The sequence below is a fragment of the uncultured Bacteroides sp. genome, from assembly GCF_902491285.1.
GTDB lineage: Bacteria > Bacteroidota > Bacteroidia > Bacteroidales > Bacteroidaceae > Bacteroides.
The window spans coordinates 1-17,118 of the sequence record NZ_CABUHK010000098.1; the positions used below are offsets into that span (position 1 = coordinate 1).

At 41.4% G+C, this 17,118-nt stretch carries 8 protein-coding genes; 1 reads left to right on the forward strand and 7 read right to left on the reverse strand.

Annotated features, from left to right (window positions below; genetic code table 11):
• Positions 1-87: 87 nt before the first annotated feature.
• A complete protein-coding gene (locus RDN93_RS19150; protein WP_308746973.1) occupies positions 88-1,848 on the forward strand; it encodes an ATP-binding protein in 1,761 nt (586 codons plus the stop codon).
• A gap of 279 nt (positions 1,849-2,127) precedes the next feature.
• Here RDN93_RS19150 and RDN93_RS19155 read toward each other — a convergent pair whose 3' ends face one another.
• The 7 genes from RDN93_RS19155 to RDN93_RS19185 form a co-directional block, all read right to left on the reverse strand.
• On the reverse strand, positions 2,128-4,236 hold the full coding sequence (locus RDN93_RS19155; protein WP_308746974.1) for a hypothetical protein: 2,109 nt from the start codon (positions 4,234-4,236) through the stop codon (positions 2,128-2,130).
• 48 nt (positions 4,237-4,284) lie between these two features.
• Positions 4,285-6,015: a RagB/SusD family nutrient uptake outer membrane protein gene (locus tag RDN93_RS19160; protein WP_308746975.1), complete on the reverse strand. Its 1,731-nt coding sequence runs from the start codon at positions 6,013-6,015 to the stop codon at positions 4,285-4,287.
• Positions 6,016-6,036: 21 nt separating this feature from the next.
• On the reverse strand, positions 6,037-8,901 hold the full coding sequence (locus RDN93_RS19165; protein WP_308746976.1) for a SusC/RagA family TonB-linked outer membrane protein: 2,865 nt from the start codon (positions 8,899-8,901) through the stop codon (positions 6,037-6,039).
• 37 nt (positions 8,902-8,938) lie between these two features.
• Positions 8,939-10,954, reverse strand: coding sequence for a RagB/SusD family nutrient uptake outer membrane protein (locus RDN93_RS19170; RefSeq protein WP_308746977.1), 2,016 nt, complete (start codon positions 10,952-10,954; stop codon positions 8,939-8,941).
• Positions 10,955-10,978: 24 nt separating this feature from the next.
• On the reverse strand, positions 10,979-14,197 hold the full coding sequence (locus RDN93_RS19175) for a TonB-dependent receptor (RefSeq protein WP_044655842.1): 3,219 nt from the start codon (positions 14,195-14,197) through the stop codon (positions 10,979-10,981).
• An 88-nt stretch (positions 14,198-14,285) separates the two neighbouring features.
• Positions 14,286-15,875 (reverse strand): fimbrillin family protein, encoded by a 1,590-nt coding sequence (locus RDN93_RS19180; RefSeq protein ID WP_308746978.1) that lies wholly within the window; start codon positions 15,873-15,875, stop codon positions 14,286-14,288.
• A 62-nt stretch (positions 15,876-15,937) separates the two neighbouring features.
• Positions 15,938-16,954, reverse strand: a complete 1,017-nt coding sequence (locus tag RDN93_RS19185; protein ID WP_308746979.1) for a fimbrillin family protein — start codon at positions 16,952-16,954, stop codon at positions 15,938-15,940.
• Positions 16,955-17,118 lie beyond the last annotated feature (164 nt).

Here is a 17,118-nt window from a genome sequence, read left to right on the forward strand (position 1 = left end):
TCGTATCCAACATAATACAGTCGCAAATCATTGATTTATTCCACGGAATAGATTAACTTTGCCTGTACTAATTAAAAGTCTGTCAATATGAGCCAAGTGAAAGGAATACCATACGGAATATCCGACTTTAACCGGATGCGGAACGAAAACTTCTATTTCGTCGATAAGACCATGTATTTGCCCCTTATCGAGGAAATGCCCAGTTACCTTTTCCTGATTCGTCCGAGACGTTTCGGAAAAAGCTTATTCCTAAGCATGATGCGTACTTATTACGACATAATACAGAAGGATAACTTCGACAAGTATTTCGGTGACTTATGGATAGGAAGCCGTCCAACCAAACAACATAACAGCTTCCAAATCCTTTTCTTCGACTTCTCAAAAGCAGGTTGCTCACTGCCGGGAGCAGATTTGATGAGTAGCTTTAATGAATATTGCAGTATCATCATCAACCAGTTTGCCCATGCATATGCATCTTATTATGATGAAGATTTCAAGTCAACAGTAGAAAGCATTGAAAGCGCTAAAGCAAAATTATCGTATATCGAAGTAAAGGCGAAAGAAAAGGGGTATCCACTCTATCTGATAATCGACGAATATGATAACTTTACCAACGTCATATTGAGTGAACACGGGCAGAAAATGTTTCATGACCTGACTCATGCCAGCGGCTTCTACCGTGAATACTTCAAGCAGTTCAAAGGTATGTTCGACCGGATTTTCCTGATGGGAGTCAGCCCTATCACACTAGACGATTTATCTAGCGGGTATAATATTGACTGGAATATATCGACTGATTCCCGTTTTAATGCCATGATGGGATTTGATGAAACTGAAGTACGTGAAATGCTCCGTTATTACCAACAGAATGGAAAGTTGGTCGGTGATGTAGAAGCGATGATTACAGAAATGAAACCGTGGTATGACAATTATTGCTTCGCCAGAACGTCTTTGAACAACGACCGTGTGTTTAATTGCGATATGACTTTATACTATTTACGTAACCAAATTGATTTTCACCGTCCGCCCGAAAATATGGTAGACAAGAACATCCGTACGGATTACAGTAAACTGAAAATGCTGGCACGCATTGACCACGACAATACCCATGAGGGAAGCCGCATGAGCACTATCGAGGAAATTGCGGCAAAAGGTGAAATACTGGTAGACTTGCATACCTCATTCCCGTCAGAGAAAATAGCAGATATTGAGAACTTCCGAAGTTTGCTCTATTATTATGGCTTACTTACCATATGCGGCACTCGTGGCGACCGTCTGAAAATGTGCATACCTAATAATTGTGTACGCGAGCAGTACCTTGGATTCTTGCGTGACTACTATCAACAGGCTCATACCTTGAATCTTTCACATCTGAAAGACTTGATAGATGATTTCGCCTTCGACGGTCATTGGCAACCATTCTTCGAAACCATCGCCCGTGCCTATCGGGAGAACTCTTCCATACGTGACGCGATAGAAGGGGAAAGAAACCTGCAAGGTTTCCTGAAAGCCTATCTCGCCATTGCTTCCTATTATCTGGTACAGCCGGAACTAGAAATGAACTATGGTTATTGTGACTTCTTCCTGCTGCCGGACAAAATACGTTATTCCGATATAGAACACAGCTATATCCTGGAGTTGAAATACGCTACACGCACAACTACCGATGCAGAACTTGAGGCTCAGGCAGAAGAAGGAAGGCAGCAACTGTTACAATACAGTAAGGATAAAGTTGTGCAGAAACTGGCAACCGGAACGACACTTCACCTTTTACTAATTCAGTTCCAAGGTTGGGATATGGTGAAATGTGAAGAAATAAACGCTTCTGTTATTCATCCTTCGGAATAACTTCCTGCATATATTATCCCAGGAGGAATCCGCCGACATCATAACGCCAGGTATGCCGAACGGGGTCTATAATATCATCCATTCTCCTGTTTATTCGTTCAACTCCTATCATTTTCAGCGAAAGCAGATAAAAGCATTCATCAGCAATCCACAATAGTTTGTATTACCAATAAATACCTTATTCCAGTAGCACAAAAATTGCCACTTATTACTTCATTGAACCCGCAGAAGTAATAAGTGGCAAAACTCATCTTTAATTCAGAAGTTATAAATACACTTTTATTTCATCGTTTCGGCACCTACATAATAGCCTAGATTAGTTCCTTGGTTATAGCCTATGTTTTGCATTGCCTGAGACATATCATAAGTATGATCAGTCATCAGATGTCGAAGACGGTGGGTAGTAGGATGATTAGTGGAGAAAATATAGATAGACCTATTATCGTTCGAACCTAAAATAACTTCTTCGCGATAGTCCCCCAAGAAATCTCCATAATAACAAGGATTAAATTTCGTTCCATGGTTTCCGTCATTACTTCCATAGTGTCCGAAATATACCAAACGATTCTTATTCGTTTTATTTACATCCGGATTTCCCTTATAACTTACAATACAAGCACGGTCATACATTTCCCTTGTCGGTTGACCGCTCCAATAAATAGCGGCATTGTACATCACACCGCTACCAATCCCTTTCGGATAGTCGGTTGAGACAACACGACCACTGCTGCAACTATACATTCCCGACTGTAAAGACGAATAATACTCAAAATCCGGACTGTCCGGATCTACATCCGCTACAATACAACGTCCCACATCCCCGTTTTTACCTGCTCCATGCCCGGCAATCAAGCTCCCTGTTTTCGCATCAATCACCTGACAAGCATATCCTAATCCCTGTGTGCTATATGTATCCTGCTCTTCAAAAGAAGCTACAATCTGTTGTTTGCCGAATAATGGATTTATCTGCTGGGGATTCTGAATAAACCGTCCCACATACAAACAGTCTCCATGCCCGTTCCCGGTACACCACAGCTCACTTCCATCATCATCAATAGCAGCCGAGCCATACAATATTTCATCCTTTCCATCATCATCCAAATCTGCCACACGGAAGGAATGTGAACACATTGCCAGCCATTTCTCACTATGGTCGGCAGTGTCAAACTTCCAACGATTAACCAATTCGTTTCCTTGTAAGTCAAGTGCCCACACTTGCCAGTTTTTATAAATGCCACGAGAAATAATCAAACTTGGATTACTTTTTCTTACACCAGTCGTCTCATCAGGTATACCATCCAAATAAGCTGCTCCAATGAAGAAACGATCCATACGGTTTCCGTAGTCATCTCCCCAATAAGAATTCCAATATTGGGCACGTGCTACCTTTGATTCGTCCTCATGACCACGAGGTATATTGGGAGTACGGGTAATCTCACAACCGTCAAATCCACGACAGATAGAAATGTATTCAGGACCTTCCAAAACTAGTCCGGCAGTAGAATACAGACTTTTTCCGGAATACCACCCCACACCGTTCGTATCCCGCAAACGATAATCATTCACCAGCCCATTGGCATCGGTAATTATTCTTCCATTAGGAAATTTAGTTCCTTCAGATGAACGGAATGCAATTTCACACAAGCCGTCTCCATCAAAATCATATAAAATATAAGAAGTATAATGTGAGCCGGAACGAATGTTAAGACCTAAGTCTATACGCCACAAAAAGGTACCGTCCAGTTTGTAAGCCTCTAAAAGAGTGGTTCCATTGCGCCATCCTCCTTGATTGGCTCCATCATACGGCTCTCTCTTAATTACAATTTCCAGTTCTCCGTCTCCATCCAGTTCACCCAATTGAATATCATCAGGAGCATATGTCAATGCAGCATCGGGCACATCACTTCTTAGTATAATCTCCCGATAGAATTTTGTCGCCATCTCAGAAGTAAACGTGTAGTCACAGATTGTTTCCTCTTGACCAGCCAATGTCACCCGATAATAATTTGTTTTTACGGGATTAATATCCTCATCTACCCAACAAGTAGTCTTCGTTATCGCCGCTTCATTTAACTTGACTTCTTCACCCCCATCTTCTGACTTATAAATATCGAAAGCTATATTTTCCGGATCGGTCAACAACAATCTCCAACTAACTAACGCCGAAGAAATTCCTGTGGCATTATGTTGATCAGTTTCAGACATAGGGTCATAGCTCACCCACATAGCACGGCTTCCCGTAATAACCTCCGTAGGCAAGTCTTTCAACGGCTCTTCCTTTATATTATTATTAAATTCCGGTTCTTCATCCACTACCGGATCAGTATCCGAGCATGCTCCAAATGTCAACAATCCAAACAGTCCTAATGTATATAATATTTTCTTCATATTCTGTCTTTAGTATTAAATAATCATTTTTCAATTCCGAGGTTAGTTCTACCACCCCGGATTCTGCGTCAAATTAGGATTCTTGGCTTTTTCACTTTGCGGAATAGGAAAGAAATACATTTTATCATCCCATTGCCTATCCACAGTGACACGCCTATATGAATATGAATCCCCACTCTTATATATTTTCATTTCATCAATGCTACTGAAATGCTTGTCTCCTTCCTTCCAACGACGTACATCCCAAAAACGGTGTCCCTCGAATGCTAACTCTACCATGCGCTCATTCTGGTATTTCTCCCACCATAGCTGATTATTCAGGCCTGCGGGAAATTTAGGCATATTCACCTTCGTGCGCTGGCGAGTTTTATTCACCATCTCATTGGCAGGAATAGGAAATTCGTTATTGGTAGCGTAAGCAGTACCTAAATATTTGAATAATGCTTCTGCATAATTCAGATAGAACTCTCCTAAGCGATATATAATCCATGTATGATTATCTGTAGTAGGCTTCGCTGTCGTCGTATTAATACTTGTCTGACAATACTTTTTCAGATAATAGCCGGTAGGCGTTCCTCCACTCAGTGGTTCAGCATTTGCACCTCCCTGATAGGTTTCTAACGCAGTTTCGTTCCAATTCGGCCATTTTGTATCACCATTCTTAGCAATCGTTTTTTCAAATCTAGGATCACGCCCCTCGTAATAAGGTTTATTTTTATCATAATCCGCCTTTTTATCTGGTCTTTCACCACCGTCCTTCAATTCATAGGCATCCACCAATGTCTGTGTAGGGCAGTTTCCACCTCGGCAGTTTTCCAACCCGACAGGAAAATTATATTTTTCAAAAGAGTTGGTAGCACGTATGGCACGACAACCGAAAATGAGTTCATCGATGGCACTACTGTAACTCTTTGCATCCCATAAATTCTCGTAGTCATCTATCAATCTCATACCTGCTTCTTCGCAAGTCTCGATCACGTCTTTATTAGCCTTGGCTGCACGATACCACAGTTCCTTGTACTCTTGGCTACCTTCCTGATGAGAATTGAACAACGGACTGGCGGCATACAAAGCCGTACGCGCTTTTAATGCCAATACTGTACGCTTGTTGGCTCGCCCTGTTTCCGCTGATTCGCCGGCAGGAACCAAAGCCCCCAAATTATTATAATCCGGTATAATCAGATCTTTTATCTCGTCACATTCCTTAATAATCCAGTCGAATACCTCTTGAGCTGGTTTACGTGTAAGCGTATTCACCTCAGAAGTTGACAAGACATGATCGGTAAAAGGTACATCTCCGTATTGTCTTACCAGATTAAAGTAGAAATATGCCCGCAGAAAACGGACTTCATATTGATAATTATTATAGCGATACATCTCAGCTTCATAATCGGAGATTTGTTCATACTCCGAGAACGTCAGTCCTGTAAATTCCTCCAGATAATTGTTACAATTGGCAATTGCTTTATAACTGGAAGTCCACATACTGCTCTGCGCATTCACCGGACTCCATGCTCCATTGTAAAAAGTCTCAATAGCATTACCTGTATAGGAATATTGCGATTCGTCGGTAGCAGAACCCAAAATAGCACCACTATAATTTCCAAAATCAGAGTCAAGTGATTGGTAAATGTTAGATACCAACCCGCCTACATCATAAAAAGTACGCTTTACATAACCCGCGTCATAAGGATTATACTCTGAATAGTCCATCTGATCCGCACAAGAAGAAAAAGCGAAGATGGTCAGAACGCCATATATCAATTTATTCAGTTTCATTCTTTACCTCGTTTTTAATGATTAAAATCCTATCTTAACACCTACTACCACACTCTTGGTCAATGGATTTGTCGCACCGTAAGATTCCGGATCCGCCACGTCGATATGATCAAAACAAAGCAAATCCACTCCTCGTACATACAATTTAGCACTACCTAATATTTTTGTCCGTTTCATCAGATGTTGGGGAAATTTATAATAAACCTCCACATTGCGTAATTTCAAGAACGAACGGTCGGCAAGCCAGATCGTGTTAGTCTGATAATTATTGGCATTACTCTGCGAGCTCAGACGCGGATATTTTGCATTCAAGTTTTCGGGAGTCCAACGGTTCTCATAATAGTGTGTGGAAAGTGATGTATTGTTAATCAACGGCCAAAACATACTCTTGGTATTCAAGACGGCAGAATAGTTTCCTGTCCCCTGAAACATGGCATCCAATCCGATTCCTTTCCATTCGGCTCCCAAATGGAAAGAATAATAGATTTCCGGGGCAGCCGTACTATATCCAATAGCCGTCACGTCGTTTGCATCGATCACCTTATCTCCGTTCACATCCTTATATTTGATATCACCAGGAACTACCGTACTGAAGTTCTGTGCCAGACTGCTCTCAATCTCTGCCTCATCTTTGAAAAAACCTTCTGCAACCAAGCCGTACACCTGATTCAATCGGTGTCCCGTCCGTTTCAAGTTATCATATAAACGCGGTTCTTCCCGTTGCTCCTTGATTTCGTTTCGGGTAAAAGCAAAGTTTCCTCCAGCATTAACAACCCAATCACCCCACCGTTTCGTATAGTCCAAACCGAACTCAGTACCCCAACTATCCACAATACCTGCGTTTTCATAAGGAGAATCCATACCAAGTACTGTTGAATATTGACCGCTAGAATCCACCCAAATATCTTTCCGACGTTGATAATATCCTTCTATCGTCAAATTCAATCCTTTGAACATCGTTGCATCCAACCCTACATTATATTTATAAGCTTTCTCGTGTGTCGAGTTTAATGTAGCCAATCGATTCATGTAAGTGGTTCCGAAATTGGATCCATAACCGACATCAAACAGATAGCGTGTACCCGTTGTCGTATAAATTTGTTCCCAATAGTTATATACCGAATTATCACCGTCTTTAGGCAAGTAATCAGCATTAATCACACCAAACGAAGCCCGTAACTTCAAAAGATCAACCCAAGAAAACGCTTTCATAAAGTCCTCTTCCGAAAGTACCCAAGCCGCAGAGATGGTAGGTGAGAAAGCCCATTTATGTCCCGGAGCTAATAAATTGGAAGCCGATCCAACCAATGCCAAATCTACATAATAACGCTTATTGAAGCCATAGTGAGTATACCACGATACATTTTGGCGGTAGATACTGGTATTTACTCCATAAGTGTCACGAAACTCATACTCCCATTTCAACTGTGAATAAATATCATGTTTTCCGAATGAACGATTATAATCAAAACCTCCGGAGAAATTGAACTGACGTGCCCAATCATTCGTATCGGCACCGGTCGCCATTTCACTGGGTTTACCGCCCGTAACAACTGTATACAACGGGCCACCGGCGCTTGAATCCTGCCAGCTAGGCGTATATCCCCTATAAGCATATGTCTTACTGTGATCTTCCCAAATGGAAGAGTAGTTGTCGTATGCCAAACGGAAATTTACACCTAATCCTTTCATTAATCCGGACAAGTCCTGTGATAAGGTCAAGTCCGCCAACAAACTACGCGTATGTCCCTTGCTATAGGCTGCTCCTTGCGATTGCGCCACCGGGTTCAGCGTACCCGCCCAAGTGGAGCTTCCTCCCCACGAACCGTCATCCGATAGTATAGGAAAGGCGGCGGAAGGAATCGAATAAACCATATCCCACAAATCCGTACTGGAAGTTCCCGGACGACTTGATTCGGACAGTGAACCGAGAAGATTTAATTTCAGTTTAGTGGTACTCGTCAAGTCAATATCCAAATTTGTACGCAAATTAGCACTAGAATACTTGTCTTGTGTAGAATAACCGTCATTCATATTAGCATTGGCAACGAATCCCTTATCTGTTATCAACCCTAACATTGCATAATAACGAAATTTACTACCTCCTCCTGTAAACTCTATATTATATTTATTAGAGACTCCCATGTCACGGAAAGTTTCGTCAATCCAATCCACATTCGGATAAAAATAAGGTAATTGCGCATTGATACGATCACCCAACCCCTTCACTCTCCCATAACGGAAAGCATGAATTTCAAGAGGGGTATAACGCACATCTAATCCTTCGTAACCTCGTGCCTCATTCACAGCTTCGGCATAGGTAGCGGCATTCACAAAATCAGGGCGACGCGACTGGAAGTTGATTACATGATCATAAGTAAATTTTATTTCCCTCGAATTGTATTTTCCCCGTTTGGTAGTTACCAAAACAGCTCCATTAATACCTTTATAGCCATATAACGCAACTGCTGCGGCATCCTTCAGTATAGATACCGATTCTACTTCTTCCGGTGACACAAGGCTCATGTCACGTTCCAACCCGTCTACCAAAATTAATGGCGAACTACTAGACAGACTTTGCAGACCACGTACATAAAAAGTAGGCTCCGTACTAGAAAAATTACCCGCATTCTGCAAGGCGGTCAATCCCAGTCCCTGTCCGAAAAGAGAGTTAGAAATATCCTTTGAAGCCCTCTTATCAAATTCTTCATTATAAACGGTAGAGACTGCCGCAGTCGATTCGTGGCGGCTGAACACCCGGTTAGCCCCTACATCCACAGTGACGGAATCTCCAGACACTCTTCCTTTATTATCTATATTCTGCGCTCCTATCGGCATACCCAAAGATGCCAACAGAATCAGTACCAGCATTTTATTATTTTTCATATCACTGTTCTAAAATCAATTTTACTCATGTTTCTCATCACCAGCCGGGATTTTGAATCAAACCGTATCCTTTGTTGATTTCATTTTGAGGAAACGGAGATAAATACCATTTCGAATCGAATCCTTGTGTCCACCAAACACGTGCTCTGTTATGCAATTCGAATCTTTCATATTCAAATCTCGTAGGCTGAATGGCATTTTTACCGAATTCATCAGTTCCGTCTCTCCAAGGTTTCTCTATACGCTTACCCGCATCATCCAAGCGATAAATCAATAAGCCATGCAGTTTCTTTTCAAAACGGTCTGCACGTTTGTAACGAATCAAGTCGAAATAACGGCTGTCTTCCATGCCTAATTCACAAGCACGTTCACGAAGTATTTCCTCTAACAAAGCATCCTTATCAGTTGTCAGATTCTTATTCGGGATACATTCCTCCAATTTACCCAAGCCTACACGGGCGCGGACTTCATTTACCCAATAAAGAGCATCTGTGAAATTATTTTCGGCTTGCAGCAGAGCTTCTGCATACGTCAGAAAGAGATCGGACAAACGAAGATATGCCCAATGGATAGGTTGGCGTTCATAATCACTGTCACTCAAATAATATTTCATGTTATCATATCCAGTAGCAAAACGCATATTTTCCAATACAGGAGCTGTCTTTGCATCCGTACCTCCCACCCATAATTCCCATGGATAGTCACTCATTTTAGGAGAAGACCATCCTAAATTTCGAGGTATATTGTTCACGATAACAGATTCATATAGTCGCGGATCACGGGTTAATATAAGATTGGAAAGAGTATTTTCTCCATCAGCAAACTCGCCGGTCAGAAACATATCGTTTAGCTTGCCTTCTGCTTCCGTCTCATTCCAGTCAAACGGGGTTCCGTCTGCCCAAGGAAACATCTCAACATACTCTTGGGTCGGAGTATAAGAGTTACGTCCATTGTTACACCAAGTACGCCATATATAAGTAGTCGACCCGCCCGGACGTTCATAGCCTGCTACACGTACGGAGTGTAATACTTCAGGACTATCCAAAAGGATGTACCCCATCCGGTAAGCATACCGATACTCAGTGGGAGTAGGATTGCTGCCTGCTGCTTCCCGTAACTTATAAAAACCGTTTGCCTCTATGGCATTGAAAAACTGCCTGCAATATTCAAGACATTTATTCCACAATTCGGGACGTTTACTTCCATACCACACCAAATGTTGCTGTTCCGCTTCACTACGTCCACCAGCATATCCTTGAGTGTCGTTAAACAAAGGAGAAGCGGCAAACTGCCATAGTTTACATCTCAATGCCATAGCCCCTGCTAATGTCCAATGACCGCTATCTGAATTAAAATCAGCTCCTTCATATGCCCATTTCAAACCACCGGATTCGATAGCTTCCTCTAGCATTTTATCCATATAGTTCACGGTTTCTTCCACCGTAGCACGTGGTAATTGATAGTTGGTCTCCGTTCCCATGAACGAAGCATAAATAAGCGGTAATCCTCCATAGTGACGGAACATATCAAAATAGCGAGCAGCAATAAGGCATTTCGCCTCTGCTTTCATCTTTACTTTTTCATCCTCTCCCATACCAGGCACTCTGTCTACATTTTCCAACAGCAGCCAGCACCACCGCACAGTCTGCCAGACACCTTCACGAGTATATCCGAAGATATCACCACGAATACCGTAATTAGCGGTATGCGTACCACTATAGTAACTGTTATAAACCGTAGTTCCCGAATAGTGAAGTTGCCAACAGTCAGTCAATGCATCGAACTTTCCTGTATAGGGATTGGAAGAATCCGGAAAGTCATCAACAGAAGAATTTACATAAGGCAAACCATAATATTGGCGGCTATAACAGGTATTCAAAAACTGCCGGGTATAAGTGACGCTGTTGAATATAGTATCTTGAGTAGCAGATCCACCCGGCGCTTTTTCGAGAAAGCTGTTGCCGAACTTAATCTCGTCTACACAAGAAGTAGTTCCTATACCAAGCACTCCTGCCATCATTACTCCGACAAACCATTTATATTTTTGTTTCATAATAATCAAATTTTAAATCTGTTTTTAGAATCCCAGTTTCAATCCCAATGTATATGTCTTTGTCAACGGGTACGAAGGTGCATTACTAGCTCTTGCTTCCGGGTCGCCCCATAAATAAGGTGTGAGAGTCCACAAATTATAGCCACTGAACGATAGCTGACAAGTACTCATTCCCAATTTCTTCATCAAAGGGAATTGAAAATTATAAGCAATAGTCAGAGTTTTTAGACGCAAATATTTGGAATCTTGTTCATAAAGAGTTGATTCTGCATAGTTATTATCAGCGTTCTTCCATGTAGCACGTGGATATTTTGCATCTTGCGACGGATTTTCTTTTGTCCATGTATTTGCCAAATGATAGGCAAGCAAACCACCTGCAACATTACCTGAACTAGATAAAAATGGCCGACGGAACACATCCGAAATCATTCGGCTCACATTCCACGCACCAGTCCATTGCGTATTTACTTCCAAATTCTTCCAAGAGAATCCGAGATTCATACCTACCATGTATTCCGGATCATCCGTAAATCCATAATCATAACCCATATCATTTGCGTCAATCTTCCGGTCGCCATTTAAATCGACATAAACAGCATCTCCATTTTGTAATACAACCGAATGAGTCGGAAACGGACGATGGAATGTCTGTTCATACAGTACCGGTGTTTGTTCATCGTAATAGCGCCAGAAAGCATATTGCTTACGTGAGCCGATACGATGTCCTTTCTCGTACAAATAGTCGTAATCCTGAGGAGCTTCCTTACGCTCGATGATTTCATTCTGATTATAAGAAAGGTTTATACCCGCCCAATAGCGAAAGTTTTTCCCGACCTTATCGTTCCATTTCAACGAAAGTTCCCATCCCCAGTTATTTACTTCCCCTAAATTAGAGAAAGGTTGAGTAAAACCTAACATACCGGGAGCTGTTCCGTCTTGCAGAAGGATATCCCAACGGTGTTCCTTGTAATATTCTACTGTAGCAGATAAACGGTCGTTAAAAAAGTTGATATCAATACCATAGTTCTGCTTGAATGCTTTTTCCCATGTCACATTCGCATTATTAATCGCCCACTCATGTGCTCCTAAACTAACAGTGGAAGTTTGTCCTCCTTGCCCGAACAAGTATCCATAAGAGCCCTGTATCTGAGCAAGATTACCACTTCCATAACCGGAATTACTAACATAACCGTTCAGATTAACATGATAAGGATTGGCAGTATACATAAAACGGGAGCCACCGATTTTATCATTACCTACCAAACCGAAGCTGGCACGTAGTTTCAGGAAGCTTATTACCGGTTTGATAGATTCCCAAAACTTTTCTTCACTAGCCACCCACCCTACGGATGCTGCCGGAAAGAGGGCAAACCGATTATCCGAAGCAAAGTTCTCCGAACCGTTATAACCCATATTAGCTTCTACCATATAACGGTTTTTCCAGTCGTAAGTTACACGTCCAACCAAACCGACATATCCTCGCGGAACATCCGAATATTCTTTTGGGTAATATTCTTTGGACTGATTATAAAGCACTAATGCCCCTATGTTGTGATTACCAAACGAGCGATTATAGTTCAGTGCAGCTTCCATATACCAGTTACGCGACTGTCCCCGAGAAACTCCATAGCTCACATCAGTGTATTTACTACCGTCTACCGGACGTAATCCTACACTCCCATCACTCTGTAATACCGGTGTATAAGTCATTTCCGTACCACCGGACAAATTCTTATTAATGGTAAATGAGCTATTGTACGAACCTTTTAACTTAAATGAAAGTCCTTTAGTGATAAAATCCAATTTCTGATTCAAAATGAGGTCGGCATTCAATGAATTGTTGACACTATGGGCAGCTCCGCCTCCATAATAAGTGAATGGGTCTGCATCACCGACAAAAGGTAAGCTCAATCCGTCAGACTGTGAGTCAGTAGTAGTATATACCAACTTATTATTTACAAAACCGGCACTTCTAAACGGAGTTGAATAATAGATATTCTTAACCATTCCGGATGAACCTTGGCTGGTACGTGGCTTTTCGGATGAATTAACGTTTCCTGCCACATTGAATGAGATTGTAGTGGTTTTCGTCACATCTATATCCAAGTTACTTCGGTAATTAAAACGACGATATTGATAGCTGATACCATAAGGCAGACTAAACTCATTGAAAAGTCCGCCTTGTGTATAAGCACCTGCCGAGATAAAATAACGCACCTTATCCGTACCTCCGGAAATATTCAGATTGTGCTGACTCTGCAGAGTAGCATCCCCCATAATATAATCAATCCAATTGACACTCGGAAAACGAAGGGGATCAGAACCATCCCGGAATTTTTGAATAACTCCATCTGAGAATGTCTTGGCTGGTATTTCCCCCACAGGTGTATCATTAGCTATCATTTGATTATAAAACATAGCATATTCATAAGAGTTAGCAGTTTCCACCATTTTAGTAGGCATTTGTATAGAAGCAGAAGTGCTGAAAGAGATATGTGCCTTTCCTTCCCTACCGCGCTTGGTAGTAATCAGAATAACTCCATTGGCTCCGCGTACACCAAACACAGCAGTGGCGGAAGCGTCTTTCAAAATGGATATAGACTCTATTTCATTGGGATCTATATCATTCATGCTACGTTCTACACCATCCACCTGAATCAATGGAGACGCATCTCCCCATGTCGCTTTACCACGGATAAAAACCTCTGCGGCATCTGCACCCGGTTCACCGGATGTTTGAATGGTAGTCAGACCTGCCATCTGCCCTCCTAATACATTAGAGACAGAACCGATGGAAGTACGTGTCAGGGCTTCGGTCTTAACACTTGCCACAGCACCCGTCATGGTTACTTTCTTCTGCACACCATATGCCACGATTTCCACTTCTTGCAAAGTGGTAGCATCTTCCGATAAAACCACTCGCATATTATTTTTGGCAACTAACACTTGCTCAGTATATCCGATAAAAGTAACTTTCAGCTTCGTCCCTGCTTTCGCATTGATTTTAAACATACCGTCGATATCGGTAATAGTACCGACAGAAGTACCTACAACAAGAACATTAGCTCCAATCACCGGTTCGCCTTTATCGTCCACCACCGTTCCCTTGATAATGCCTTGTTGCTGAACTATATCAACAGCAGCTATAGCCTGTCCTTGATTGCCGAAAGTCGGTATTAGGGCGAAAGAGAAAAACAGGGCAATAGGTAAAGTTGTTCCTTTTATTAAGTTTTTCTTATTCATATATTTCTATTTTCATGATAGAGGAGTTATGAGGCGGCGAAGTATATCCATGCCGCCTTATTTTCTTTATTTGAATATAATTATCTGTTTAGAAAGCAAGCATCAAACGACATAGTTTGCCACCGGAACCGCGCTCACGCAGCGTTATATCCTGACCATTCTCTGAAAGTTTATGATACCACATATAAGTTACAGCACGCTCATTACTGCTAAAATATCCGGCATCAGTTGTCAATGTTGTTCCTTTTGCGGAATTGATGCTTGTATTAATAGCATTTAATGATTTAGCCACTTGTTCCAACTCTACAATGCTTGGAATATACCAGTCGGTAACCATAGAAGGAACAGTTACTTTCGAACGGTAGTTGTTAAGATTAACGTAAGCATTGTCACAAGGGAACTGCCGTATATTTTCATAACAGTAAGTCAACAGGAATGTGTTGTTGTAACCCATAAATCCCGGAATAGCAGCATAAGGAGCACCACCCTTATTTGATTCATTTAAATTGCTTACAAGGCGATTCTGCCATTCTTCGTCAGTCTTAAACCAATCACCGAACAATGCATCAGCGGCCCCGGTAGACGGATTTTTAGTTCCCCATTGAAAAGCAGATCCAATCATATCTTCCAACGCTATAACCAACCCGTGGCTACAAGCCGGATAGTCGTTATGCAGAATATCATTAGTTTCCGTATAAGTACTGGAATGTGTTACCGATGGTTGCGGATTTCCCACATAACATACAATACCAATTACATTTTCAGGAACAGTTTCAGTATCTTTGCTGACAATTGAACCATTTGCACAATAATAATCCCCTACAGCAAGTATATATTCGTATTTATTAGGATCATTGATTGTATATACTTTAGCCGTTCCGTTATTCAATGTAGCAGTAGCCGCATATGACATCTCCTTTGTTCCTATATATGTACCTTCAATAGTAAACTCTGTTCCCGGTTTCACCAAGAAGCGATAAGAATCCGTACTTTCTTGATAAAAAGGAGTCACTTCATTACCATTCAATTTGAAAGAACTAGCAGTAACAGGCAATTCATAATCATCAAGGGTTACGTCCGTATTGGCAAAGTCATAAACAAGTTTAGGCATTTTCAATACAGTCAAAGCCATACGGTGCATCATTTTAAAGTTGATTTCACCTTTAAAACGATTGTCTACCACAGCACTACCGGAACTTGTCATCAAGTCGTATTTGGTATATTCTTCGTTGGACTGATTATTACCCAGCACCCAACTATCAACATATTGAGCAAACGGATCTTCTTGACCGACATTAAATATCACATCTGCGTCATATGGATAATAAGCATAAAAATCCATATCTTTAAAATCGGCACCTTTATATTCGATGGGAGTTCCTTCAATTTCCCAACTGCCGTTCTTCATCGTAAACTTCCGGTTGTTAATATCCGTCACTATTCCGCCGGCATCTACTCCAAAGACACCGATAGCATCTCCTTCAGCAAAGGCAGTAGTATATCCGTTTTCAACTGCACGTGTTCCCGGAGTAGTATCTATAAATCCACCATCGGTCACACTGATGCGGAAACCATTAGAAGAACCTGTTTCGTTCACATTCAAATCTTCTTGCGAACAAGAAGAGAAACTTGCAATACCTGCAATCAAAAGTGCTGATATATAATTATATATTTTCATATTCGTATTTTTTATTTATTGAATGATTAATGCGTCGTATTAATATTGGTATAAAAGAACAGCTATTTTTTTTCTGTAGCAGTAATATCTTCCTCTTCTACTGTCCAATCCGGATTTTCGGTCGTAGCACCTGTATCAGGAGAAGTAGACTCAGATTTTATCTCCTCTTCTTCTGTAGTCCAGTCATTGATCTGTGTTCCCTCTTTCGTGATAGTAAATACATAATCCTTTTGGTCTACTGACATGCTGGCCTTAATAGTATAGTTATAGGAAACTCCCGTATCTAACTTAGTCAAGTTAGGGAATTGCACTTCATATAACCGCCCTCCCATTCTGGCCTGAATACTCACTTTGCTGCTCACAGTCTGTGGCAACAAGATAGCTTCCATCGTATGATTATTTACTTCACCTACATTTCCCCAATAGATATCCTCAGTCGTCGCACTCTCGCTGACAGTCGTCGCTCCTGTGCTTGTATTGAATGTACCCTCCTGCTTCAATCCGATAAGATAACAGTCTATATCAGAAAGTGAAACTCCGTCGCCTGCTTCAAATTTTATCTTGATGCGGCTCATCTTATGGTTAAACACTAACTGTACATTTGGCTGAGCGGCACTTGCCGTAGCCGTAGCATAAAGAAAATCAAGATATTTTCTTTTTTCTGCCGTTGCTTGATTTTCAGTGTCAGTCAATACACTTACAATTCCCTCGGTCACTCCAGACGTACCCATAAACGGACAATAGGCTATCACATCATATTCTTGTGTTCCCAAAACCCAAATTTCTTCTCCTACACCTCCTTTGGCGGCAAACATATTATTCGCATCACCTATGTATTTGTAGTGGATATTCTGTTGATTACCTCCACAGGAAATTCCTATTGAATCTCCAATTTCCCATTCTGTATCAGTAGCTCGGGTTGGTGTCAAAGGAGTTCCGGTCTGACTGTTTATCACTGCATTGAAAGAGACCTTCACACCCGCCTCTCCTGCAAACTTGATGTCAGATTCTTTAACATCAGTGCTGCATCCCGCCAACAGCGACAGAACCAAAGCAGCCATTACATAGTTTTTCTTCATACCATGTCTTTTAAAGTTAAACAAATATTTCTTATTAATTAAATTCTTTATAAATGCTAAAGGGTAACTACCGAACTCATTCTTTCCGACAGCCATAAACGAAGGGTAGTGTTTTCCATTATTTCTCATACCTCAATATATTGAGTTAAACAAAAGTTAGATTC

What these genes read in the sequence shown, in the direction of transcription:
- RDN93_RS19150 (WP_308746973.1), top strand. Translation starts at nt 88, where the DNA reads ATGAGCCAAGTGAAAGGAATACCATACGGAATATCCGACTTTAACCGG.
- RDN93_RS19155 (WP_308746974.1), bottom strand. Translation starts at nt 4,236, where the DNA reads ATGAAGAAAATATTATATACATTAGGACTGTTTGGATTGTTGACATTT.
- RDN93_RS19160 (WP_308746975.1), bottom strand. Translation starts at nt 6,015, where the DNA reads ATGAAACTGAATAAATTGATATATGGCGTTCTGACCATCTTCGCTTTT.
- RDN93_RS19165 (WP_308746976.1), bottom strand. Translation starts at nt 8,901, where the DNA reads ATGAAAAATAATAAAATGCTGGTACTGATTCTGTTGGCATCTTTGGGT.
- RDN93_RS19170 (WP_308746977.1), bottom strand. Translation starts at nt 10,954, where the DNA reads ATGAAACAAAAATATAAATGGTTTGTCGGAGTAATGATGGCAGGAGTG.
- RDN93_RS19175 (WP_044655842.1), bottom strand. Translation starts at nt 14,197, where the DNA reads ATGAATAAGAAAAACTTAATAAAAGGAACAACTTTACCTATTGCCCTG.
- RDN93_RS19180 (WP_308746978.1), bottom strand. Translation starts at nt 15,875, where the DNA reads ATGAAAATATATAATTATATATCAGCACTTTTGATTGCAGGTATTGCA.
- RDN93_RS19185 (WP_308746979.1), bottom strand. Translation starts at nt 16,954, where the DNA reads ATGAAGAAAAACTATGTAATGGCTGCTTTGGTTCTGTCGCTGTTGGCG.